This window comes from Enterobacter sp. 5-4 (assembly GCF_000612205.1).
Classification (GTDB): Bacteria; Pseudomonadota; Gammaproteobacteria; order Enterobacterales; family Enterobacteriaceae; genus Enterobacter; species Enterobacter roggenkampii.
The window spans coordinates 32,400-55,603 of the sequence record NZ_JFHW01000010.1 but is presented as its reverse complement, the minus strand read 5'-3'; the positions used below and the strand labels follow the sequence as shown (position 1 = coordinate 55,603).

Sequence of the window (23,204 nt, the reverse complement as noted above, 5' to 3'; positions counted from 1 at the left end):
AGGCTATTTTCATTCGAAAATTACGTCCCAGCTAACACTTCGGGAACATTCCCCCAAAACTAAATTCACAGACAACTACACTATGGCTATCAGGAAACGAGATATGGTTATGCACAGGTTTGCTGCTTTATTGCTGGTGTTTCTGCTCAGCGGCTGTAGCGCACTGCAGGGAACACCGCAACCCGCTCCCCCGGTTGCCGATCATCCGCAGGAGATTCGTCGTAATCAGACGGAAGGATTACAACGAATGGGCACCGTCTCCGCGCTGGTTCGCGGTTCGCCGGATGACGCAGAAGAGGCAATAAAGGCACAAGCCGTCGCCGCCAAAGCAGATTATTACGTCATTATTATGATCGACGAAACCATCATAACGGGGCAGTGGTATTCACAGGCCATTTTGTACCGAAAATAATGGTTTACCTTTGAACGACATTTACACTGCTTTGCGTCCATAGACATTTTCCTGTCCACAATAAACTCCATGCCAGCGACAAGGGATGGGAGTTTATTCGCGAAGGATTGCCCGGCGGATACCGGAAATATGTGAAATGGAGCTGACGATGAAACGAACTCTTGCTTTGACCTCTCTGTTGCTCTCCGCAGGCCTGGTGAGCACCACCGCGCAGTCAGCAGAATTCGCCAGTGCTGACTGTGTAACTGGCCTGAATGAAATTGGCCAGATCTCCGTGAATAATATCTCGGGGAGCCCGCAAGACGTTGAACGCGTCGTGGCATTAAAGGCCGATGAGCAGGGTGCTTCCTGGTATCGCATCATCCAGATGCAGGAAGATAACCATATCGACCACTGGCGGGTACAGGCCATTCTCTACGTGTAAACTCCCTCCTGATAAAAGCCACTTATTTTTAGTGGCTTTTCGCTTTTGCAAATTTTTTATCTTATGAAAAACCAATCAATAACAACAAAATAACATTTTGTTACATTAATTCAGTAAACGTAATCTCCGCTCTGCCGTTGAAGAACCACACCTATTCAATGATGAGCAATTTATGATCAACGTTTTTCGCCGTGCAGGCCTGGGGGCGAAGCTGTCGCTGCTGACGGGCGTCAGTGTCGCCACGCTGTTTCTGCTTTTCACTTTTCTGCTCAGTCAAAAAGCCAGCCAGCAGCTTGAAGCCCTTGCGGTAGAAGACCTGCACAATCAGTCCACCGGCATGGTCGACATGGTGCAGATGTTTAACACCAGCCTGAGTGAAGAGGTTGAGAGTTATACCCGGCTGTTTACCACCTTTTTACCGCAGCCACTGAATATTGATACTTCCCAGGCTCAGACGATTAACGGACTCAGCGTCCCGCTTCTGAAAGGCGGTGATACCGGACTGCATCAAAACAACACCCTGTCTGACGAGTTCCTGAACCGTACGGGAGCCATTTCGACGCTGTTTGTACGCAGCGGTAATGACTTTGTTCGCGTAGCCACCTCCCTGCGTAAAGAGAATGGCGAGCGGGCGATGGGCACCGTGCTGGATACCGCCAGCCCGGCCTTTGCCGCCGTCAACAGAGGGGAAGTCTACCGCGGACTGGCGCTGCTGTTTGGCAAACGCTATATCACCCAGTATCAGCCGGTTAAAAACGCCGAAGGACAGGTCATTGCGATCGTCTTTGTTGGCGTGGACATTACGCACTCCTGGAACGTCATGCGCGAGAAAATCCTCACCCGCCGCCTGGGCGAGAGCGGTCACTTCTTCGTGCTGGATCGCAGCAACGGCAAAACGCGCGGGCAATACCTGTTCCATGCCGGTGAAGAGGGGCAGTTGCCGAAGTGGGACGACGCGACGCAGCAGCAGCTTCTGGGTGACAAGCCCGGCACCCTGGAACGCGTAAGCGACGACGGCCGCACGCTTAAAATGGCGTATACCCCGCTGCCAGGCTGGAACTGGACTATCGTGGGCGAAGTGGATAAATCGGTGCTGCTCGCAAGCGTTAACGCCATGCGCGATCGCTTCCTGCTGGCCGGCGTGGTCTTATCTATCCTGTTTGCTGGTCTGTTTGTGGTCCTTATTCGCCGTGTGCTGACCCGGCCACTGAGCCATGTGATCCATCTTGCCCGGCAATATGCTGCAGGGGATCTCCGTTCCAGCCTGCCCGTGACGCGTCAGGACGAAGTCGGCCAGCTGATCGACGCCATTAACGGCATCGGCGGAGGCCTGCAAAAAATTGTTCTGCAGGTTCGCGAGGCCGCAGGCGAGATCCATTTGGGCACTAACGCGCTGGCTTCCGATACCGGCGAGATTTCTGAGCAGATCAACAAGCAGGCCAGCAGCGTGGAAGAGACCTCCGCCAGCATGGAGCAGCTGGCCGCCACCGTACAGCAAAATGCCGCCAACATGGAGCAAACGCAGCAGCTGGTGGGTGAAACCTCCCTCGCGGTCCATCAGGGCGGTGAGACGGTCACCCACGCCGTGTCGACCATGGACGACATTCGCGAGGCGTCAAAACGCATCGAAGACATCACGCGTGTGATTGAGTCCATCGCTTTCCAGACCAATATCCTGGCGCTGAATGCGGCAGTGGAAGCGGCCCGCGCGGGCGAGCATGGGAAAGGGTTTGCGGTGGTTGCGCAGGAAGTTCGCGCCCTGGCCGGACGCAGCGCCAACGCGGTGAAGGAGATTGAACAGCTGATTGGCGATACGCTCAGGAAAGTGAGCGAAGGCCATGCGCTGTCTGAACAGACGCGCCTGGCGATGGATGACATCATCATTCATATCGATAACATCAGCCAGCTGGTCACCGAGATTAACCATGCCTCACGCGAGCAGTCCGCAGGGATTGGCCAGGTGAATCTCGCCATGACCCACATTGGCGAAGCGTCGCATATTAATGCGGATCGTATCTCACGCAGCGAACAAACCGCTCAAACGCTGCGCGAGAAGGGGTCACATCTGGCTCAACTGGTGAGTCTGTTCCAGCTAAAAGACTAACCGACTCTGCCCGTCGCACGCAGCAGCAGGTCATTTTGCACCTGCTCGCTCATCAGCGTACCGCCACGGGTATCCAGCATCATGCGGCACCACGCCTGCGCCACCGGGGGCGATGCGTGCCGCAGCATTTCGCTTCCGGCCCCCAGCAGGAAAAGCTGCTGCGCAATTTCCCGCCCCTGCGCCTCCTGCGGTTTACGCAGTTTTTGCTGAAGCTGTCGCCAGCTGCGGTCGAAGTGTCTGTCCTGCCCTTTTACCTGTGCAAACTCATCGGCAAGCAGATCGTGAATACCCGGCTGCTTCGCCAGCACGCGCAGCACGTCCAGGCACATGATATTGCCGGGCCCTTCCCAGATGCTGTTCACCGGCATCTCGCGATACAGGCGGGGAAGTTCGCTCTCCTCGCAGTACCCGACTCCGCCCAGCACCTCCATCGCTTCCGCCACAAACGGGATGCCCGCTTTGCACACGCTAAATTTCGCGGCCGGGGTAAACAGCCGCGCCCATGCCGCTTCCTGGGGATCCGCGCGTTTATCCCACGCCCGGGCCAGGCGAAACAGCAGCGCCGTTTGCCCCTCCAGCACCAGCGCCATCCGACTTAACACCTCACGCATGAGCGGCTGATCGATAAGATTTTTGCCGAAGGTCTGACGCTGATGCGCGTGGTATAGCGCCACGGACAGCGCACGACGCATCAGTCCGTGGCTGCCCAGCGCGCAGTCAAAGCGCGTCAGGCCGCCCATTTTGAGGATCTGCCGTACCCCTTCGCCCTCTTCCCCCAGCAGCCAGCCGGAGGCATCAAGAAACTCTACCTCGCTGCTGGCGTTGGAGCGGTTCCCGAGCTTGTCCTTAAGGCGCTCCAGCCGGACGGCGTTGCGCTGTCCGTCAGGTAAAAAACGCGGCACAAAAAAGCAGGACAACCCGCCCTTCGCCTGTGCCAGCACCAGATGCGCATCGCTTTGCGGGACGGAGAAAAACCATTTATGGCCCACCAGCCGGTAGCTGCCGTCGCTGCATTTTTCCGCTTTGGTGGTGTTGCTCAGCACGTCCGAGCCGCCCTGTTTTTCCGTCATCCCCATACCGATCAGCAGGCCGCGTTTTTGCGCGCCAGGCGCCAGATGAGGATCGTAGCGATCGCTGAGCAGCGGCGTCAGCCAGTCGTGAAATAGTTTAGGGAGTGCCTGCTGCAGGAGCGGTGTCGCGGCAAACGTCATGGTGACGGGACAAAGCGTGCCTGCCTCAACCTGAGCATGAAGCACAAAGCGTGCGGCCCGGGCGACAAACGCCCCCTTACGCGCCTCCTCTTCCCATGCCAGGTTATGTACCCGATTGGCACACAGCCCCTGCATCAGCAGGTGCCATGCCGGGTGAAAGCGAACGTCATCCAGCCGCTCTCCGGTAGCGTCATAGCGAAGCAACTCCGGCGGATTCACGTTCGCCAGCCTGCCCAGCTCCAGCGACTCTGCGGTACCTAACTGCTGCCCGATGCTGGCGAGCAGTTCGATATCCCACTCGGCACCCTCACGCGAGACTGCGTCACGCAGCGCGCAGTCCGAGAGAAAAAGGTTGCTGTTAGAGAGTGGTGCAGGTTGATTGAAAACGGTATGAGTCTGCCAGTGCATACTGTCTCCCTCCTTCAGTGGCAATGACGATAAGTATGGACAGACCGCGCACACGCTGCATGGGAGGGGAGTCACACGTTCACGATCCCGCAGATATCATTCGTGAAATAGCTCACAGAACATAAGAATAAACTATTTCATGACTTCGCTTTTGTTGAATAATTTATTCTCTCCCCCTTTCAGTGAGGAAAGTTATGCAACCGGATGCGCACAAGCGAGCATTAATTGCCGGCTCCATTGGTAACTTTATCGAGTGGTATGAGTTTGCGGTCTACGGTTTTCTGGCGACCGTCATTGCGAAGAACTTCTTTCAGCTTGAAGGGGAAGCGGGGCTTACCAGCCTGATCCTCACCTACGCCTCATTTGCCATCGCCTTCTTCTTCCGCCCGCTGGGGGCGGTGGTGTTTGGCCGCATCGGCGACCGGATTGGCCGTAAGCCGACGCTAATCATTGTGCTGGTGCTGATGACGCTGGCCACCGCCGCCATCGGCATTGTGCCGGTCTACGCCAGCATCGGGATTGCCGCACCGCTGATCGTTACGCTGCTTCGGATCCTGCAGGGGCTGTTCGCGGGCGGCGAGTACGGCGGTGCAGTCTCGCTGATGACGGAGTTCGCCCCGCGAGGCAAGCGCGGGCTCTATGGTGCCTGGCAGTCCTTTACCGTGGCGCTGGGGCTGTTAGCGGGCGCCGGCATCGTGGCGCTGCTCTCCGCCCTTCTCACGCCTGAAGCCCTGCACGACTGGGGCTGGCGCATTCCTTTCTTCCTGGCGCTGCCCATGGGCGCTGTTGCGCTGTGGCTTCGCGTCAGCATGGAGGAGACACCCAGCTTTGTGCAGCAGCAGGACAAACCGGCCGTCGCTCAGGCGGACATTGCCGCCACGCTCCGGGCCATCGTGATGGGGATTGGCCGCGTGATGGTCTGGTCTGCGGCGGGGTACACCTACCTGGTCATTATGCCGACCTATCTGCAGTCGGCGCTGCACACCGGGTTTAATCAGGCGCTGTTGATCGCAGTGATTTCGAACGTTGGGTTTGCGCTGACGATCATTCCGTCGGGGATCCTGAGCGATCGGATCGGGCGTCGCACGGTGATGATTATCGCCACCGCGCTGCTGCTGATCCTCGCCCTGCCGCTGCTGAAACTTCTGCAGGCGGAGTCCAGCACGCTGGCGGTGAAAGCGATAGTGGTATTGATTGCGGGCGGTCTGGTGGGGATGTTGGCGGGGCCGGGCCCGGCGATGCTCTCTGAGATGTTCCCGACGCGCGTGCGCTATACGGGCCTGGGGCTGGCCTATTCGTTATCGAACGCGATTTTCTCGGGATGCGCAGGGTTAATCATAACCGGGCTGATTAAGCAGACGGGCAATCTGGATATTCCGGCGTACTACGTGATGGCGACGGCAGTAGTGAGTATTTTCGCGCTGATGACGCTGAGGAAGGATGACCATTTGCGGTCACTGGAGGAATGAGGTTAATGCCCGGTGGCGCTACGCTTACCGGGCCTACGGTACCGTGCCTTTGTAGGCCGGGTAAGGCGAAGCCGCCACCCGGCATAACAGGCTACCCGCGCTGACGCACCGCTTCAAACAGGCAGATGCCCGTCGCAACAGACACGTTCAGGGAGGACACGCTGCCCGCCATCGGGATGCTGATCAGCTCGTCGCAGTGCTCGCGCGTCAGGCGACGCATACCTTCACCTTCCGCCCCCATCACCAGCGCCAGACGGCCGGTCATTTTGCTCTGATACAGGGTATGATCCGCTTCACCGGCCGTGCCGACGATCCAGATGTTCTCTTCCTGCAGCATACGCATGGTGCGCGCCAGGTTGGTCACGCGGATCAGCGGAACGTTTTCCGCCGCGCCGCAGGCCACTTTCTTCGCCGTCGCGTTCAGCTGCGCGGAGCGATCTTTCGGCACGATCACCGCATGCACGCCCGCCGCATCCGCACTACGCAGACACGCGCCGAGGTTGTGCGGATCGGTAACGCCATCGAGGATCAGGAAGAACGGATTCTCGAGCTCAGCGATCAGATCCGGCAGATCGTTTTCCTGATACTGACGGCCCGGCTTCACGCGGGCAATGATCCCCTGGTGAACCGCGCCTTCACTTTTCTCATCCAGGAACTGGCGGTTAGCCAGCTGGATCACCACGCCCTGCGCTTCCAGGGCGTGGATCAGCGGCATCAGACGTTTGTCTTCACGCCCTTTCAGAATAAACACTTCCTGAAAACGCTCCGGTGCGCGCTCGAGAAGGGCCTGCACCGCGTGGATGCCGTAAATCATTTCACTCATTGATGGTTCTCGTAATAAGTATTTCCCCTCTCCCGGTTGGGGAGAGGGTCAGGGTGAGGGGAGAATTTACTCCGCCTGCTTTTTCTTAGCCGCGCGCTTCGCTTTGGTGGCGGCCGCTATTTTCTGTGTCTTCGCGGAAGGTTTCTTCGCGGCACGGGCTTCTTTCTTCGCCGCCTTCGGCTTCTGCTTCTTCTCACCGCGGAACGCGCTGTCCGGCTCGAAGTTCACCTTCTTACCGGCCTGACGGCGCTTGCCGCTCGTTTTGCCGTTTCCGCCTTTTTTCGCTCTTTCGCGCTCGGTTTTACCGACGTTACGCGGCGCGCGCTCGCTGGAGATCAGGCTGAAGTCGATTTTACGGTCGTCCATATTCACGGCCTCAACCTTCACTTCCACACGGTCGCCCAGACGATAGGTCTGGCCGCCAGATTCGCCGATCAGACGCTGACCGACCTGGTCGAAGCGGTAGTAGTCGTTATCCAGGCTGGAGACGTGCACCAGACCGTCGATAAACAGCTCGTCCAGACGAACGAAGAAGCCAAAGCCGGTCACGCTGGCAATCACGCCTTTGAAGACGTTACCGACCTGGTCCAGCATAAAGTCACATTTCAGCCAGTCCGCCACGTCGCGGGTGGCCTCATCGGCACGGCGTTCGGTCATGGAGCAGTGCTGACCCAGCTGCAGCATCTCTTCCATCGAATAGTGGTAGCCACCGGTTTCAGTGGTGTTCCCTTTATGGCCCTGCTCCTGCGCCAGCAGATACTTGATCGCACGGTGCAGCGAAAGGTCAGGGTAACGACGGATCGGCGACGTAAAGTGGGCGTAAGACTGCAGCGCCAGGCCGAAGTGACCGCGGTTTTCCGGATCGTAAATCGCCTGCTTCATCGAGCGCAGCAGCATTGTCTGTAGCATTTCTGCATCAGGACGATCGCTAATGGATTCCAGCAGCTCGGCGTAATCGCGCGGCTCTGGCTTATTGCCGCCCGGCAGCTCCAGACCGAGCTCGGCCAGCACGGAGCGGAACGCGGTGATGGCTTCCGTCGACGGTTTATCGTGAATACGAAACAGCGCAGGCTCTTTGGCTTTCTCAACGAAGCGTGCCGCCGAGATGTTCGCCAGGATCATACACTCTTCAATCAGCTTGTGCGCATCGTTACGCTGAGTCTGCTCGATGCGCTCAATGCGGCGCTCGGCGTTGAAGATAAATTTCGCCTCTTCGCTCTCAAAGGAGATCCCGCCGCGCTCTTCGCGCGCCTGATCCAGCGTTTTGTAGAGGTTATGCAGCTCTTCGATGTGTTTGACCAGCGGCGCGTACTGTTCGCGCAGATCCTGGTCGCCCTGCAGCATATGCCAGACCTTGGTGTAGGTCAGACGCGCGTGCGAGCTCATCACCGCTTCGTAGAATTTATAGCCAGTTAAGCGCCCTTTGTTGGAGATGGTCATCTCGCAAACCATACAGAGGCGGTCAACCTGCGGGTTCAGGGAACACAGGCCGTTAGACAGCACTTCCGGCAGCATCGGTACAACCTGCGACGGGAAGTAGACCGAGGTACCACGGCTGCGCGCTTCGTTATCCAGCGGGGTATGCGGACGAACATAGTAGCTTACGTCTGCAATCGCTACCCACAGACGCCAGCCGCCACCGCGTTTTTTCTCGCAGTAGACGGCGTCATCGAAGTCACGGGCGTCTTCACCGTCGATCGTAACCAGCGGCAGGGAGCGGAGATCCACGCGGCCCACTTTGGATTCTTCCGGCACTTCTTCGCGCAGGCTTTCGATCTGCTCTTCAACCGCTTTCGGCCAGATGTATGGAATTTCGTGGGTGCGCAGCGCCATATCAACGGCCATGCCGGTGCCCATATTATCGCCCAGCACTTCGACGATTTTACCTACCGCTTTGGTGCGACGGGTTGGGCGCTGGGTGAGTTCCACCACCACCACAAAGCCCATGCGGGCGCCCATCACCTCTTCAGGTGGGATCAGAATGTCGAAGCTCAGACGGCTGTCGTCCGGCACCACGAAGCCCACGCCCGCGTCGGTAAAGTAGCGACCAACAATCTGGCTGGTTTTTGGCACCAGGACGCGCACGACGCGCGCTTCTCGGCGACCTTTACGGTCAGCGCCCAGCGGCTGCGCCAGAATTTGGTCGCCGTGGATGCACATTTTCATCTGTTCAGATGAGAGATACAGATCGTCTTTACGGCCTTCCACCCGCAGGAAGCCGAAGCCATCGCGGTGACCAATGACGGTCCCTTTCAGCAGATCGAGGCGTTCTGGCAGCGCGTAGCACTGGCGGCGGGTAAAGACCAGCTGCCCGTCACGCTCCATCGCGCGCAGGCGGCGGCGAAGGGCTTCAATTTGCTCTTCACCTTCAATGTTTAATTCAACAGCAAGTTCTTCACGATTGGCGGGTTTTTCGCGTTTTGTTAAGTGTTCAATGATGAACTCGCGGCTGGGGATAGGATTCGCGTATTTTTCGGCTTCGCGTTCCTGGAAAGGATCGTGTGACATGTCGGTTCCTCCGTTGTCAGCTCCGGTGGAAATTTTCTTCATTCCACCAGCAATAATTTATAAAGCGGTTGATTCTCTTCAACCAAATCGGCCAGCGTGTAGTTATCCAGCTCCTTGAGAAAACTTTGCACGGCCTTAGAAAGCGCCTTTTTCAGGCGGCAGGCGGGCGTGATGTGGCAGAACTCGCTGCTGCAGTTCACCAGAGACAGCGGCTCCAGTTCACGTACCACATCGCCAACACGAATACTCTGTGCCGGTTTACCGAGACGGATCCCACCATTCTTCCCGCGGACGGCAGCAACGTATCCGGCACGACTAAGTTGATTGATTATTTTGACCATATGATTACGGGATACGCCGTAGACCTCTGTGACTTCAGAGATACTGGTCATTTTCCCATCGGGTAACGACGCCATGTAGATCAGCGCGCGTAAGCCGTAATCGGTGAAACTTGTTAACTGCACATCAACCTCAGGAAAAAGGGAAATCGCGGACAAACCGCAGAGATATTCATTAATGATGATAAACCAGCCAGATAGTTAGCGGCTAATTTATTTGACAGACGGGGCGAAAAAGCGGAGATCCAGGAGCGGTCGCCGGATGGCGCTACGCTTATCCGGCCTACGGGTCTCCCCGCAGGCCAGCAGTCACGAAGATTATGCGTCGAACGGGTCGCGCAGGATCATCGTTTCAGTACGATCCGGGCCGGTAGAAATAATATCGATCGGCACTTCGGTCAGTTCTTCAATACGCTTGATGTAATCCAGCGCCGCCTGCGGCAGGCCGCTACGCTCTTTCACACCGAAAGTGGTCTCAGACCAGCCCGGCATGGTTTCGTAGATTGGCTCAATGCCTTCCCAGTCGTCAGCAGCCAGCGGCGTGGTGGTCACTTCGCGGCCATCAGGCATACGGTAGCCTATGCAGATTTTCACTTCTTTCAGGCCGTCCAGTACGTCCAGCTTGGTCAGGCAGAAGCCAGACAGGGAGTTGATCTGCACTGCACGACGCACGGCAACCGCATCCAGCCAGCCGGTACGACGACGACGACCGGTGGTCGCGCCAAACTCGTTACCCTGCTTGCACAGGAACTCGCCGGTTTCATCAAACAGTTCGGTCGGGAATGGACCTGCACCCACGCGAGTGGAGTACGCTTTGATGATGCCCAGAACGTAATCCACATAACGTGGACCCAGGCCAGAGCCGGTCGCCACGCCACCCGCGGTGGTGTTGGAAGAGGTTACGTACGGATAGGTACCGTGGTCGATGTCCAGCAGCGTACCCTGCGCACCTTCGAACATGACGAAATCGCCACGCTTGCGCGCCTGGTCCAGCAGATCGGACACATCAACAACCATACCGGTCAGAATGTCTGCAATCGCCATGACGTCATCCAGCACTTTCTGGTAGTCAACAGCGTCAGCTTTGTAGAAGTTCACCAGCTGGAAGTTGTGATATTCCATCACTTCTTTCAGTTTTTCAGCGAAGGTTGCTTTGTCGAAGAGGTCACCCACGCGCAGACCGCGACGTGCAACTTTATCCTCGTAAGCCGGGCCGATACCACGACCGGTGGTGCCGATCGCTTTCGCGCCGCGGGCTTTTTCACGCGCAACGTCCAGCGCCACGTGATAGTCCAGGATCAGCGGGCAGGCTTCGGAGAGCAGCAGACGCTCGCGAACCGGGATACCACGGTCTTCCAGACCTTTCATCTCTTTCATCAGCGCCGCTGGAGACAGCACAACGCCGTTACCGATGATGCTGGTGACGTTTTCGCGAAGAATGCCTGATGGAATAAGATGGAGGACGGTTTTTTCACCGTTGATTACGAGAGTATGGCCTGCGTTGTGACCGCCCTGGTAGCGCACAACATATTTAGCCCGTTCAGTCAGAAGATCAACAATCTTCCCTTTACCTTCGTCACCCCATTGGGTGCCCAGTACGACGACGTTGTTACCCATTTTTTTCAAAATCACCGTTTGCTTAAAAATGGATTCTACCATCGCTTTTTCAGATATACAGCACTTTTTGACCTCAGAATATCCCAAATCCGACCACTTTTTGATCAGCCAATCGTTTTCCTCAACATGTAGTAGATCACGATGCCCGCAACCACAAGACCGCCGCCAAAACGACGTAAAATATTATCCGGCAGTTGGCTCATGGTGGCGATCATTCGACGCCAGGCGCGTGGATAGAGCATCGGTCCCAGACCTTCCAGCACCAGGACCAGGGCCAGCGCGAGCCAGATCGTTGAATTCATTTTTGTTCCTTATAAAAGAAAACCACCGCTCCGTGGGGAGCGGTGGTTTGAATACTCAAACGAGCCTGAGTTTATCGCGTTGCGTTAGTCGGCGTCTTCATATAACGGAAGAAATCGCTGTCCGGGCTGAGCACCATCACATCCTGGTTGCTCTGGAAGCTATTCTCGTAAGCACGCAGGCTACGGATAAAGGCATAGAAGTCAGGATCCTGACTGAAGGCATCGGCAAACAGCTTCGCCGCCTCGGCATCACCTTCACCACGCAGGATACGGCCCTGACGCTCAGATTCCGCCAGCGTTTTGGCCACTTCGTAGTCCGCAGCAGCACGCAGCTTCTCCGCCTCTTCCTGGCCCTGTGAACGGTGACGACGGGCGACCGCTTCACGCTCGGCGCGCATACGGTTGTAAATCGCCTCGGACACTTCCACCGGCAGGTTGATCTGCTTGATACGCACGTCTACCACTTCAATACCCAGCGCAGCCATACTGTTCGGGTTGATCACCGGCACTTTACCGTTGGTTTCAGCCTGAACGCGCTCAGCCGCTTTGGCAATCGCATCATCTGCTGCCGGCGTTGAAACTTCATCTTCAGTGCCCGCTGTGCCAGAGTTCAGCGCATCGCGAACTTCCAGGGTCAGACGGCCACGGGAGTCGGTCACGATGTCTTTCACATCCAGACGACCAATCTCAGAACGCAGACGGTCAGAGAACTTACGTTTCAGCAGCACTTCTGCCTGAGAAACGTCACCGCCGCCCGTTGCCAGGAAGTAACGGCTGAAATCGCTGATGCGCCATTTGATATAGGAATCAACGATCAGGTCTTTCTTCTCTTTAGTCACGAAACGGTCGGCCTGGTTATCCATAGTCTGGATACGCGCATCAAGCGTTTTCACTGACTGAATGAACGGCACCTTGAAGTGCAGACCCGGTTCGTAGATCACCGGGCGTTTGTCGCCATCACGCACGACGCTGCTGAACTGGAACTTGATCCCACGCTCGCCCTCTTTCACCACAAAGATCGAGGTATAAAGCACGACCAGTACGATGACGATGATCGCAATAACTGACTTACGCATCCTTATTCCCCCTGACGCTGGTAGTCGTTACGCTGCGCGTTAGCACGGCGTTGGTCCATAATGTCACCATCGCTCGAAGAAGACGTGGTTGTTGCGCTTGTGCTACCGGATGACGCAGGTGGCAGACGCAGCAGGTTGTTCGCACCGCTGTTGTCTTTTGCTGCCGGTGCAGAACCGCCTTTCAGCATCTGATCCAGCGGCAGCACCATCAGGTTTCCGCCTTTACTGTCGTTAACCAACACTTTGCGGGTGTGGCTCAGCACTTTTTCCATGGTCTCAATATAGAGACGCTCACGGGTAATTTCCGGCGCCGCTTTATATTCCGGCAGGATCTTCGCGAAGCGAGCGACCTCACCCTGTGCTTCCAGGATGGTCTGCGTCTTATACGCACGCGCTTCTTCCAGAATACGCTGCGCCTGACCGTTAGCACGTGGCTGAACTTCGTTGGTGTAGGCTTCTGCTTCACGGATGTACTGCTGTTCGTTTTCACGTGCAGCAATCGCATCGTCAAAGGCCGCTTTCACCTCTTCCGGCGGACGAGCGGCCTGGAAGTTGACGTCCAGCAGGGTAATCCCCATGTTGTATGGACGAATGGTCTCTTCCAGCTCACGCTGGGTATCGCTACGGATAACGGTACGACCTTCGGTCAGGATACGGTCCATGGTGTATTTACCGATCACCCCGCGCAGGGCGCTGTCGGTCGCCTGGCGCAGACTGTCATCAGCGCTGGTCACGCTAAACAGATAACGCTCAGGATCGGTCACGCGGTACTGCACGTTCATCTCAACGCGCACCACGTTTTCATCAGACGTCAGCATCACACCAGACGCTGCCAGTTCACGGACCGATTCCACGTTGACCGCGGTCACGTCGTCAATGAAGGTCGGTTTCCAGTTCAGGCCCGGCTCAACCAGATGGCTGAACTTGCCAAAACGCGTAACGACACCGCGTTCCGCTTCTTTAATAGTGTAGAACCCGGTAGCAGCCCAGATGATTACCACTGCAGCGGCAACAATACCGACTACGCGGCCACCCATTTGCGGGCGCGGCCCCTGGGTGGAATTTCCACCTGAGCCAGAACCTTTACCTCCGCCAAGACCACCAAGCTTCTTGCTCAGCTTGCGGAAGATATCATCCAGATCCGGCGGCCCCTGCTCGCGACCACCTTTGTTGCCATTTCCCCCAGAGTTGCCGCCTTGATTATTGCTGCTTCCCCACGGGTCGCGGTCCTGTCCGTTATTACCGGGCTGATTCCACGCCATGTATATGCTCCATATTTGTTATGCAAGGGCGAATTATTCAGGCATCCCCTTTCTGATCAGACGATATAGTCGACCAGCGCAGGTTCTTGTTTACAGAGGCGACGCCAGTCAACGATCGGCATACGCACCTGCATCCCCACGCTGCCGTCATCCTCCATCCACTCTTTTTCTATCGCCTGAAGCTGATAAAACCGGCTGCGCAGCCTGCCTTCCTGTGGCGGCAGTCGCAGCGTGTGCTGAGCTACCTCACCGGAAAGACGTTCTGTCAAAGCCTGGAAAAGCAGTGGCACACCAAGACCGGTCTGGGCAGAAAGCCAGACCCGAATCGGTTTGTTCTCTTCATCTCTGTCGATACGCGGTTCGAAATCGTCCAGCATATCGATCTTGTTCATCACCAACAGCGTTGGGATTTCGTGGGCGTCGATCTCTTCGAGCACCACGTTCACCGCGTCGATGTTCTCCTGCACGCGCACGTCTGCCGCATCAATCACGTGCAGCAGCAGGGTCGCCTGTCGCGTCTCCTGCAGGGTGGCCTTGAACGCCGCCACCAGGTCATGCGGCAGGTGACGGATAAACCCTACGGTATCCGCCAGCACCGTTTCACCGACGTCTGCAACGTCAATACGGCGCAGCGTCGGGTCCAGGGTCGCAAACAGCTGGTCTGCGGCATAAACCTGGGCCTCGGTTATCTGGTTAAACAGGGTGGATTTACCGGCGTTGGTATACCCCACCAGCGACACCGTCGGGATGTCGGCTTTGGTTCGTGCCCGACGCCCCTGCTCACGCTGTTTCTCGACCCTTTCCAGACGTGAGAGGATCTGGGTAATTCGGCCACGCAGCAAACGACGGTCGGTTTCGAGCTGGGTTTCACCCGGGCCGCGCAAACCAATCCCGCCTTTTTGTCTTTCAAGGTGGGTCCAGCCACGCACCAGACGCGTTGCCAGATGACGCAGCTGCGCCAGCTCAACCTGCAGTTTCCCTTCGTGGGTACGTGCACGCTGAGCAAAAATGTCTAAAATCAATCCCGTGCGATCGATAACACGGCATTCGCAGAGAGCTTCCAGGTTGCGCTCCTGGGCTGGAGACAGCGCATGATCAAACAACACGACTGACGCGCCGGTTGCTTTTACGGCATCCGCAATTTCGACTGCTTTACCTTCACCAACAAAATACTTTGGGTGCGGCGCTTTACGGCTACCGGTAATCACCTGCATTGCTTCGACACCGGCGGAAGAGACCAGAGATTCAAACTCCTGGAGGTCTTCCATATCTTTGTCTTGCGAAAAATAGATGTGTACCAGCACCGCCTGCTCACCGGCATCATAACGGTCAAACAAGCGTAAACCTCTCTAAAAAGATCAGCGGGGAACGCAGGATCCCTGGCTCCCCGTGTGGATAACAGTGCGAAACCTTATTCGGTCTCGTCGCTGTCCTGCGCTGGCGTTGAAGAACCCTGCGCGTTGCTGCCATGATGGTAGTTACTACCTGTGCCGCCGCCAGCGTTATTGCTGTGATGAGATACCGGACGGGACGGAACAACAGTAGAAATAGCGTGCTTATAGACCATCTGACTGACCGTGTTTTTCAACAGAATCACGAACTGATCGAAAGACTCAATCTGACCTTGCAGCTTAATACCATTCACCAAATAAATAGAAACTGGAACACGTTCCCGACGCAATGCGTTCAGGAACGGATCTTGTAAAGATTGCCCCTTAGCCATTCTATCTTTTCCTTATATGCTTGTTTTGTACTTAGAACCTTGCGATTCTGAAAAATTGCGCACGATACGCCTCAATTGTACACATTCAGTGAGCGATATCACCAACAACCTCAATCACGTCGCTTAACGCCTGTTGTGGTTTTTCACTGTCTAACCAGTGAACCCCTTCCCAACCGCGCAACCAGGTGATCTGGCGCTTCGCTAACTGTCTCGTGGCGCAAACACCTCGATAAACCATTTCATCGTATGAAATCTCACCTTCAAGGTACGACCACATCTGGCGGTATCCCACACAACGAATGGAAGGCATGTCCGTATGCAAATCTCCACGGGCAAATAGCGCCCGCACTTCTGCTTCAAAATCTGAAGCTAACATCTGATGAAAACGCTGCTCAATTCGCTGATGGAGCAGTTCACGGCTCGCCGGGGCGATGGCGAACTGATGCACCTGATACGGCAGAGCGTCTCCTGACGTTTGCGTCAGTTCCGTTAAAGTTTTACCCGAAATGAAAAAAACTTCCAGTGCCCGGGAAAGCCTTTGCGGATCATTTGGATGGATCCGCGCTGCGGCAACCGGGTCAATCTCCGCCAGTTGCTGATGCAAAACGTCCCACCCCTGCTCTGCCGCCTGCTGCTCAATTTTCGCTCTTACTTCCGGGTCCGCGGATGGCAGAGGTGATAACCCCTCCAGCAGCGCCTTGAAGTAGAGCATGGTTCCGCCAACCAACAGCGGTATACGCCCCGCCGCCGTTATCTGGGCCATCTCGGCTAAGGCATCCCGGCGAAAATCCGCTGCGGAGTAAGCCTGAGCCGGGTCGAGGATATCCAGCAAACGGTGCGGTGCCGCGCGCAGTTCTTCTGCGTCAGGCTTCGCCGTGCCGATGTCCATCCCTCGGTAGATGAGGGCGGAGTCGACGCTAATCAACTCTACCGGCAAAACTTTACGCAACTCAATGGCGAGCGCCGTTTTGCCGGAGGCCGTTGGGCCCATTAAAAAAATTGCCTTAGGCAGGCTCGCCTTACTTACGTCAATCATGTTTCAGGGCGTTCATCGCCGTTTTTAAATCAACAGGTTGTAATAACCCACCCGGCGGCGCTTTCACCAGATGCGGACAGAGGCGTTCCACCTCCGCCAGCACGCTGATGGCCTGTGCCATGCTCCACGGCGCGTGTTCGCTGGCCAGATGGCGGGCGATCCACTGCGCGGTGTTAGCGGCATCAAACGATGTTTGCTGCGCCAGGTAGCCTATCAGTTCAGGAATCAAGTTTTGTAAATTTTGTTGGCGTAAGGGTAAAGGCACTGCACGAATTGTCACATGTTGTGGTTCGAGCACAATTTCAATACCCATTTGCGCCAGCTGTGCTTCGGCACGCTGCAATATCCTTGTTTCATCAGGGGATATTTTCAGGCGAACCGGAATTAACAGCGGCTGCGCACAGGCGGCATTTTCGCCCGGCGTGAGCTGCACCTGTTTAAGCCAGCGTTCGGCAACCGGCAGTGCCAGAAGCATCAATTTGCCGTCACGTTCCAGCAGAGCCATATCCGGCGCGATAATCGTCAGCACCCGGCCAAAACTCTGGCTATGGCCGTCCAGAGAAGGCTGAGGTGCCGGAATAGGTTCTTTACGCTCTACGACTGGCGTCTCCAGCAGTTTGCGGTACAACGCGCCCTGCTGCTTTTGATAGCCAGGCTGGGCATTCGGGTAGTTGGCACCCGTTGGACGCGGTGCGGCCCCTGCGGAGGAAAAGCGCGGCGCTTCCGGTTCACGCGCAACGGCGGGCTCCGCAAAATGGTTGCGGCCTGCAGCGACACGGTTTTCAGGAATTGGGCGTGGCGCAGGTTCTGCGTGTTCCAGCGGCAACGGCGTTTCACCCTGCTGCTGCAGCACGCTCAGCACGCCCTGATAGATAAAATCATGCACCAGTCGCGACTGGTGGAACCGCACTTCATGCTTGGCAGGATGGACGTTCACATCCACCTGATGCGGGTCGATTTCCAGATAAAGCACGAAAGCAGGCTGCTGATCGGCCCCGAGCTTGTCTTCGCAGGCCTGGCGAATGGCGTGATTGATGAGACGGTCGCGCATCATGCGGCCGTTGACGTAGCAATACTGGATCTCCGCAAACGCAGCGCTGCTCGCGTTCGGATCGGCTACCCAGCCGCGCAGCGCCAGATCGCCGTGCTGCCACTCAATGGCCAGCGCCTGTTCCAGAAACGGGGTCCCGCAAATGGCGCCCAGCCGACGCTCTTTCTGTCCACCTTCTGCCACCGCGCGATACTGACGCATCACCTTGCCGTTGTGGCTGAGGTTGATGGTGACATCGAAACGCGCCAGCGCGATGCGGCGGATGATCTCGTCGATGTGTCCGAATTCGGTCTTCTCGGTACGCATGAACTTGCGTCGGGCGGGGGTGTTGTAGAAGAGATCTAATACTTCAAGCGTCGTGCCGACAGGGTGCGCCGCGGGTTTGACCGTCACATCCATATCGCGCCCTTCGGCGTAAGCCTGCCAGGCTTCCTGCTGTTCGGCGGTACGGGAGGTCAGCGTTAAGCGCGAAACCGAGCTGATACTGGCCAGCGCTTCACCGCGAAAGCCGAGGCTAATAATCGCTTCCAGGTCATCCAGAGAAGCAATTTTACTGGTGGCGTGACGGGCCAGCGCCAGCGCCAGCTCCTCTTTTTTAATGCCGCAGCCGTTGTCGCGAATGCGGATAAGCTTCGCGCCGCCGCGCTCGATATCAATATCGATGCGGGTCGCGCCCGCATCGAGGCTGTTTTCCACCAGCTCCTTCACGACCGACGCGGGACGTTCCACCACCTCACCGGCGGCGATTTGGTTCGCAAGCTGCGGCGGCAGAACCTGAATCGGCATGAATTCTCCTTAGTTGGTCGCGGTCATCTCACCCGGTAGCGCTGCGCTGGCCGTCTGGGCAGCGCCGCTCTGTGGCGCAGACTGCAGCGGATGGGCATCAAAGTATTTACGCAGACCGTTATAAATCGCTTCGGCAATTTGCTGCTGATAGCTGTCGCTTCCCAGCAGACGCTCTTCACCGTTGTTACTGATAAAGCCCGTCTCTACAAGGATGGATGGGATATCTGGCGAGCGCAGAACGCCGAGGCTGGCATGTTCAGGACGACGCTTATGCAGCACACCAATGCTTTGCAGCTGGTTCAATACGTTAGTGGCCACATCATACCCGACGCGCTGAGAATGACCGAATTGTAAATCCAGCACCGCCTGGCTCAGGTACGGGTCTGACTGGCTGTTTGCCAGCACATCGCCCGCGCCGCCTAGCAGTTCAGACTGCTTCTCATGCTCTTCCAGCCAGTTGGCCATTTCGCTGTTGGCGCGACGGTTCGAGAGTACCCATACCGAGGCACCGGTCGCGTTACGGTTAGGCGCAGCATCTGCGTGGATGGAAACCAGGAAATTCGCATTCTGCTTGCGCGCGACGTCCGAACGCCCCATTACCGAAATGAAGTAATCCCCGTCGCGGGTCAACACGCCTTTGAACGTAGGGTCGTCGTTGAGCAGTGCACGCAGCTTACGGGCAATGGCGATGGTGACATTTTTCTCTTGCGTCCCACCCGGGCCAATCGCCCCCGGGTCCTGTCCACCATGACCTGCATCAATGGCGATAATCACTTTGTCACCGCTGGTCGCAGCACGGCGCGTACTCACCGCCGGACGGGTCACCGTATTGCTGCTGGTTGCCGCAGTGATGCGATCGTTCTGTGATTTAAATGGATTACGCGCAGGTTCAGCAGGACGCGGCGTATACACCGGTTCTTCCACGCGTTTGGCAACGACAGGCGGCGGTGGAGGCGGTGGCGGGACATCGGCATTGATGGTAAAGACCACCGTATAGTTCGCCCCGTTTTGCTGCTTCACCGCCTTCGTTTTGCCCTTTTCGGTCAGATCGACCACCAGGCGTAACGACTGGCTATCCTGCGGCGTACCCGAACGGATACTTTTCACCAGGTTGTTGCCGCTGAACTGCAGCGGTAATCCCTGGATCACGCCTGTCTGTTTGATATCCAGCGCCACGCTGTGGCTGTCTGGCTGTGAAAACGCATACTCAGGATCGCCCATAAAGCTGAACGTGATCCGGGCCTGGCTTTCGCCGTTCGATACCTGAATATCTGAAAGATTTGCCGCCCCGGCCTGCGCGCACAGCAGCACGGTGGCAGCCAACAACCAACCTTTAACGCGATTTATCATCCCGTCATCCCTACGCTTAACCGGCCAGACGCGCCAGTAAGGAACTGCCTGATGAGGAAACAGCACTGATGCGTGCCTCACGCCCTTGAGCCTGGTAATCTAAGTGAATTTCGACATCCGGGTCAGGCAGCACACCCGCACCTTGTTGCGGCCACTCCACCAGGCAAATGGCGTCGTTGGCAAAATAATCACGGATCCCCATAAATTCCAGCTCCTCAGGATCCGCAAGGCGGTATAAATCGAAGTGGTACACCATGAGATTTTCAAGGGTGTACGGTTCTACCAGCGTGTAGGTTGGGCTTTTCACATTCCCGTTATGCCCTAACGCCTGCAAAAAACCCCGGCTGAAGGTGGTTTTACCCGCCCCTAAATCACCATACAGATAAATGACGGTTGCCCCCTGACAGGCCTGCGCCACGCGCTTGCCGAGATCTAAAGTGGCTTGTTCATCAGGTAAAGGAATCGCTCGATTAGTCATTTTCTACGTCAATCACATCCGGGTTAACTACACGCCGCAGCGTGCAAAAGAGATCGGTGGCCAGCATACCGCGCGTACCGTAACGCGCAGCCAGTTTATCTGCCGCAACGCCGTGGGCCACGCAGCCCGCACAGGCTGCATCATAAAGGGGAAGTTTCTGTCCAAGCAATGCGCCAATAATACCGGAAAGCACATCGCCCATGCCGCCGCTCGCCATGCCCGCATTTCCGGCATCAATAACGCCCTGCGTCTCGTCACAGGCGACAACGGTTCCCGCCCCTTTTAAAACGGCAACACCTCCGTAACGTTTTACCAGACGCTGAGCAGAAAGTAAGCGATCGCTTTCAATTTCTGCCACGCTGCAGTTAAGCAGCCGCGCGGCTTCGCCGGGGTGTGGCGTCAGAATGCGATTGTGACGCTTATCCGGGTTTATTGCCAGAAGGTTAAGCGCGTCGGCATCCCACAGCATCGGTTTGCGAAAATTCTCGACCTTTTGCAGGGCCTGTTTACCCCACGCCTGCTGCCCAAGCCCGGGACCGATCACCACCACGTCCGCCCATTCGAGGCTTTGCTCCAGCGTCTGGAGCGTAAGCTCATGGACCATCAGCTCCGGTCGGGCCGTGACGATCGGCGCAATATTCTCAATGCGAGTGAGCACTCGCACTAATCCGGCGCCGCTGCGCAGAGCCGCTTCACCAGTCATGCGAATCGCACCCGCCGTACCGTGGTCACCGCCCACAATCACCAGCCTGCCGTGATCGCCCTTATGTGACGTTGGTCGTCGCGGCGGGAGCCACGCTGCAAGCTGCGACGCATCATAACGCATGAGGTGCGTTTCCTGCCCGGCCAGCCAGCTCTCCAGCCTCAGCGCACTGTGGTGCAACACGCCAACGACATCCCGCGCTTTGCCGGTCAGTAATCCTGGCTTCAGGGCGATAAAGGTTACCGTATGTGCCGCCTGAATCACCGCCCCCGGCGTCGCACCCGTTTGTGCAATCAGGCCAGAGGGAATATCCAGGGCGACTACCGGCGCGGAATGTCTGTTAGCGTGTTCAATGAGTGCGGCAACGTTTTCGCGCGGCGCGCTGCGCAGCCCGGTGCCCAGCAGCCCGTCAACAATCAGATCAACATCCTCTGGCCAGACGATATCAGGCGCATGAATCACACCGCCGGCGTTCAGCCATGCCTCCCGCGCCGCGCTGGCCTCTTCCGGCAGCGGTTTATCACTTTCGAGAGCCAGCAAGGTCACGCGGATACCCGCAGCCACCGCGAGACGGGCGACGACGTAGCCGTCACCGCCGTTGTTGCCGTGCCCGCACAGAATCAGCCAGTGGGCGGCCTGCGGCCAGGCGCTACGGGCAACGTCAAACGCTGCCTCACCCGCGCGGAGCATCAGTTCATACAGGGTAATCCCGAGGCTGTCTGCAGCCTCTTTTTCGGCGCGCCGGAGGTCATCCGCATGCCAGATGGAATGTGGTATACTTGCGGGGTTTTTCTTCACCGTATGGTCCGTCATGTCACAGCCCCTCGATCTCAATGAATTAGCGCAAAAAATCAAACAGTGGGGTGCTGAGCTTGGCTTCCAGAAGGTAGGCATTACCGATACCGACCTCTCCGCCAGCGAGCCCAAACTGCAGGCCTGGCTGGACAAACAATACCACGGCGAAATGGAGTGGATGGCACGTCATGGCATGATGCGCGCCCGTCCACACGAGCTTTTGCCGGGCACATTACGCGTCATCAGCGTGCGCATGAACTACCTGCCCGCCAACGCGGCCTTTGCGCGCACGCTCAAAGACCCCTCGCTGGGTTACGTTAGCCGGTACGCCCTCGGTCGTGATTACCATAAGCTTCTGCGTAACCGTTTAAAAAAACTCGGGGAAACTATTCAGCAGCACTGTGTTTCGCTGAATTTTAGACCCTTTGTCGATTCCGCGCCTATTCTTGAGCGTCCGATCGCCGAAAAAGCCGGGCTTGGCTGGACAGGTAAGCACTCACTTATTCTTAGCCGCGACGCCGGATCGTTCTTCTTCCTCGGTGAACTGCTGATTGATTTACCGCTGCCGGTAGACGGCCCGGTAGAGGAAGGCTGTGGCCGCTGCGTGGCCTGTATGACCATCTGCCCCACCGGCGCCATCGTTGAGCCTTACACCGTTGATGCGCGCCGCTGTATCTCCTACCTCACGATCGAACTGGAAGGCGCCATTCCAGAGGAGTTCCGACCGCTTATCGGCAACCGCATCTACGGCTGCGACGATTGCCAGCTCATCTGCCCGTGGAACCGCTATTCACAGCTCACCGACGAAGAGGATTTCAGCCCGCGCAAGGCGCTCCATGCCCCGCCGCTCGCTGAACTGTTCGCCTGGACCGAAGCCTGGTTCCTGAAAGTGACGGAGGGTTCGGCCATCCGCCGTATCGGCCATCTGCGCTGGCTGCGAAATGTGGCCGTCGCGCTGGGGAATGCCCCGTGGGATGAAGCGAATATTCGGGCGCTTGAAAGCCGTAGAGGTGAGCACCCACTTCTTGATGAACACATAGAATGGGCGATTGCGCAGCAAGTTGAGAAACGTAATGCCTGCGTGGTCGAGGTGCAGCTACCGAAGAAACAGCGTCTGGTGAGGGTGATTGAAAAAGGGCTTCCGCGGGATGCCTGAACTATTCACAGCCTGTGAATAAAATTACAAACTCAAGCGCCATCAGGGCTGGAGAAGAGTTCAAGTGATCTCAATAACATTTTGAAATCAAATTTTATTAAGTAAATACAGTATCTTATGAAGATATTATTCACCCTGCTAAGTTTTAACCCTGTTTCGGTTAAGCGCAGTT

Annotated in this window: 20 protein-coding genes; 5 read left to right on the top strand and 15 right to left on the bottom strand. The window is 56.9% G+C overall.

Annotated elements, in window-relative coordinates; translation table 11 throughout:
• Positions 1-82: 82 nt before the first annotated feature.
• The 3 genes from bsmA (at position 83) to AA74_RS0106435 (ending at position 2,940) form a co-directional block, all read left to right on the top strand.
• The gene (gene bsmA / locus AA74_RS0106445; RefSeq protein ID WP_023616161.1) at positions 83-412 is read left to right on the top strand and encodes a biofilm peroxide resistance protein BsmA; all 330 of its coding nucleotides are present in this window, start codon (positions 83-85) and stop codon (positions 410-412) included.
• A 136-nt stretch (positions 413-548) separates the two neighbouring features.
• Complete coding sequence (gene yjfN, locus AA74_RS0106440) at positions 549-836, top strand: DUF1471 family protease activator YjfN (protein WP_021240708.1); 288 nt, start codon at positions 549-551, stop codon at positions 834-836.
• Positions 837-1,008: 172 nt separating this feature from the next.
• Positions 1,009-2,940 carry a methyl-accepting chemotaxis protein gene (locus tag AA74_RS0106435; RefSeq protein ID WP_025911914.1) on the top strand — a complete coding sequence of 644 codons (1,932 nt, stop codon included), beginning with the start codon at positions 1,009-1,011 and terminating at the stop codon, positions 2,938-2,940.
• Here AA74_RS0106435 and AA74_RS0106430 read toward each other — a convergent pair.
• Positions 2,937-4,559: an isovaleryl-CoA dehydrogenase gene (locus AA74_RS0106430; RefSeq protein ID WP_025911912.1), complete on the bottom strand. Its 1,623-nt coding sequence runs from the start codon at positions 4,557-4,559 to the stop codon at positions 2,937-2,939. The genes AA74_RS0106435 and AA74_RS0106430 overlap by 4 nt on opposite strands.
• Positions 4,560-4,753: 194 nt before the next feature.
• On the opposite strand from AA74_RS0106430, the gene AA74_RS0106425 reads away from it, so the two are divergent.
• Entirely contained in the window at positions 4,754-6,028 is a 1,275-nt protein-coding gene (locus AA74_RS0106425; protein ID WP_023326551.1) for an MFS transporter, read from the top strand.
• A 91-nt stretch (positions 6,029-6,119) separates the two neighbouring features.
• Here AA74_RS0106425 and rlmB read toward each other — a convergent pair whose 3' ends face one another.
• The 14 genes from rlmB to nnr form a co-directional block, all read right to left on the bottom strand.
• Entirely contained in the window at positions 6,120-6,851 is a 732-nt protein-coding gene (gene rlmB, locus AA74_RS0106420) for a 23S rRNA (guanosine(2251)-2'-O)-methyltransferase RlmB (protein ID WP_008502911.1), read from the bottom strand.
• A 66-nt stretch (positions 6,852-6,917) separates the two neighbouring features.
• Positions 6,918-9,359, bottom strand: coding sequence for a ribonuclease R (gene rnr / locus AA74_RS0106415; protein ID WP_008502912.1), 2,442 nt, complete (start codon positions 9,357-9,359; stop codon positions 6,918-6,920).
• Positions 9,360-9,397: 38 nt separating this feature from the next.
• The gene (gene nsrR, locus AA74_RS0106410; protein ID WP_023293453.1) at positions 9,398-9,823 is read right to left on the bottom strand and encodes a nitric oxide-sensing transcriptional repressor NsrR; all 426 of its coding nucleotides are present in this window, start codon (positions 9,821-9,823) and stop codon (positions 9,398-9,400) included.
• Between the two features lie 192 nt (positions 9,824-10,015).
• Positions 10,016-11,314, bottom strand: coding sequence for an adenylosuccinate synthase (locus AA74_RS0106405; protein ID WP_025911898.1), 1,299 nt, complete (start codon positions 11,312-11,314; stop codon positions 10,016-10,018).
• Positions 11,315-11,418: 104 nt separating this feature from the next.
• The gene (locus AA74_RS0106400; RefSeq protein ID WP_003855996.1) at positions 11,419-11,616 is read right to left on the bottom strand and encodes a DUF2065 domain-containing protein; all 198 of its coding nucleotides are present in this window, start codon (positions 11,614-11,616) and stop codon (positions 11,419-11,421) included.
• Between the two features lie 71 nt (positions 11,617-11,687).
• Positions 11,688-12,692, bottom strand: a complete 1,005-nt coding sequence (gene hflC, locus AA74_RS0106395) for a protease modulator HflC (RefSeq protein ID WP_008502916.1) — start codon at positions 12,690-12,692, stop codon at positions 11,688-11,690.
• Positions 12,693-12,694: 2 nt separating this feature from the next.
• On the bottom strand, positions 12,695-13,954 hold the full coding sequence (gene hflK, locus AA74_RS0106390) for an FtsH protease activity modulator HflK (protein ID WP_008502917.1): 1,260 nt from the start codon (positions 13,952-13,954) through the stop codon (positions 12,695-12,697).
• A gap of 56 nt (positions 13,955-14,010) precedes the next feature.
• A complete protein-coding gene (gene hflX, locus AA74_RS0106385; RefSeq protein ID WP_008502918.1) occupies positions 14,011-15,291 on the bottom strand; it encodes a ribosome rescue GTPase HflX in 1,281 nt (426 codons plus the stop codon).
• A gap of 74 nt (positions 15,292-15,365) precedes the next feature.
• Positions 15,366-15,677, bottom strand: a complete 312-nt coding sequence (gene hfq, locus AA74_RS0106380; RefSeq protein WP_008502919.1) for an RNA chaperone Hfq — start codon at positions 15,675-15,677, stop codon at positions 15,366-15,368.
• Positions 15,678-15,762: 85 nt separating this feature from the next.
• The gene (gene miaA, locus AA74_RS0106375; RefSeq protein WP_023293455.1) at positions 15,763-16,713 is read right to left on the bottom strand and encodes a tRNA (adenosine(37)-N6)-dimethylallyltransferase MiaA; all 951 of its coding nucleotides are present in this window, start codon (positions 16,711-16,713) and stop codon (positions 15,763-15,765) included.
• On the bottom strand, positions 16,706-18,550 hold the full coding sequence (gene mutL, locus AA74_RS0106370; protein WP_023326549.1) for a DNA mismatch repair endonuclease MutL: 1,845 nt from the start codon (positions 18,548-18,550) through the stop codon (positions 16,706-16,708). The genes miaA and mutL overlap by 8 nt, the downstream gene beginning before the upstream one ends.
• Before the next feature lie 9 nt (positions 18,551-18,559).
• Complete coding sequence (gene amiB, locus AA74_RS0106365; RefSeq protein WP_021240715.1) at positions 18,560-19,900, bottom strand: N-acetylmuramoyl-L-alanine amidase AmiB; 1,341 nt, start codon at positions 19,898-19,900, stop codon at positions 18,560-18,562.
• A gap of 16 nt (positions 19,901-19,916) precedes the next feature.
• Positions 19,917-20,378 carry a tRNA (adenosine(37)-N6)-threonylcarbamoyltransferase complex ATPase subunit type 1 TsaE gene (tsaE, locus tag AA74_RS0106360; protein WP_008502923.1) on the bottom strand — a complete coding sequence of 154 codons (462 nt, stop codon included), beginning with the start codon at positions 20,376-20,378 and terminating at the stop codon, positions 19,917-19,919.
• Positions 20,371-21,894 (bottom strand): bifunctional ADP-dependent NAD(P)H-hydrate dehydratase/NAD(P)H-hydrate epimerase, encoded by a 1,524-nt coding sequence (gene nnr / locus AA74_RS0106355; protein ID WP_025911894.1) that lies wholly within the window; start codon positions 21,892-21,894, stop codon positions 20,371-20,373. Before nnr ends, tsaE begins: the two co-directional genes overlap by 8 nt.
• On the opposite strand from nnr, the gene queG reads away from it, so the two are divergent.
• Positions 21,893-23,032 (top strand): tRNA epoxyqueuosine(34) reductase QueG, encoded by a 1,140-nt coding sequence (gene queG / locus AA74_RS0106350; protein WP_023345299.1) that lies wholly within the window; start codon positions 21,893-21,895, stop codon positions 23,030-23,032. The genes nnr and queG overlap by 2 nt on opposite strands.
• The last annotated feature ends 172 nt before the right edge of the window (positions 23,033-23,204 follow it).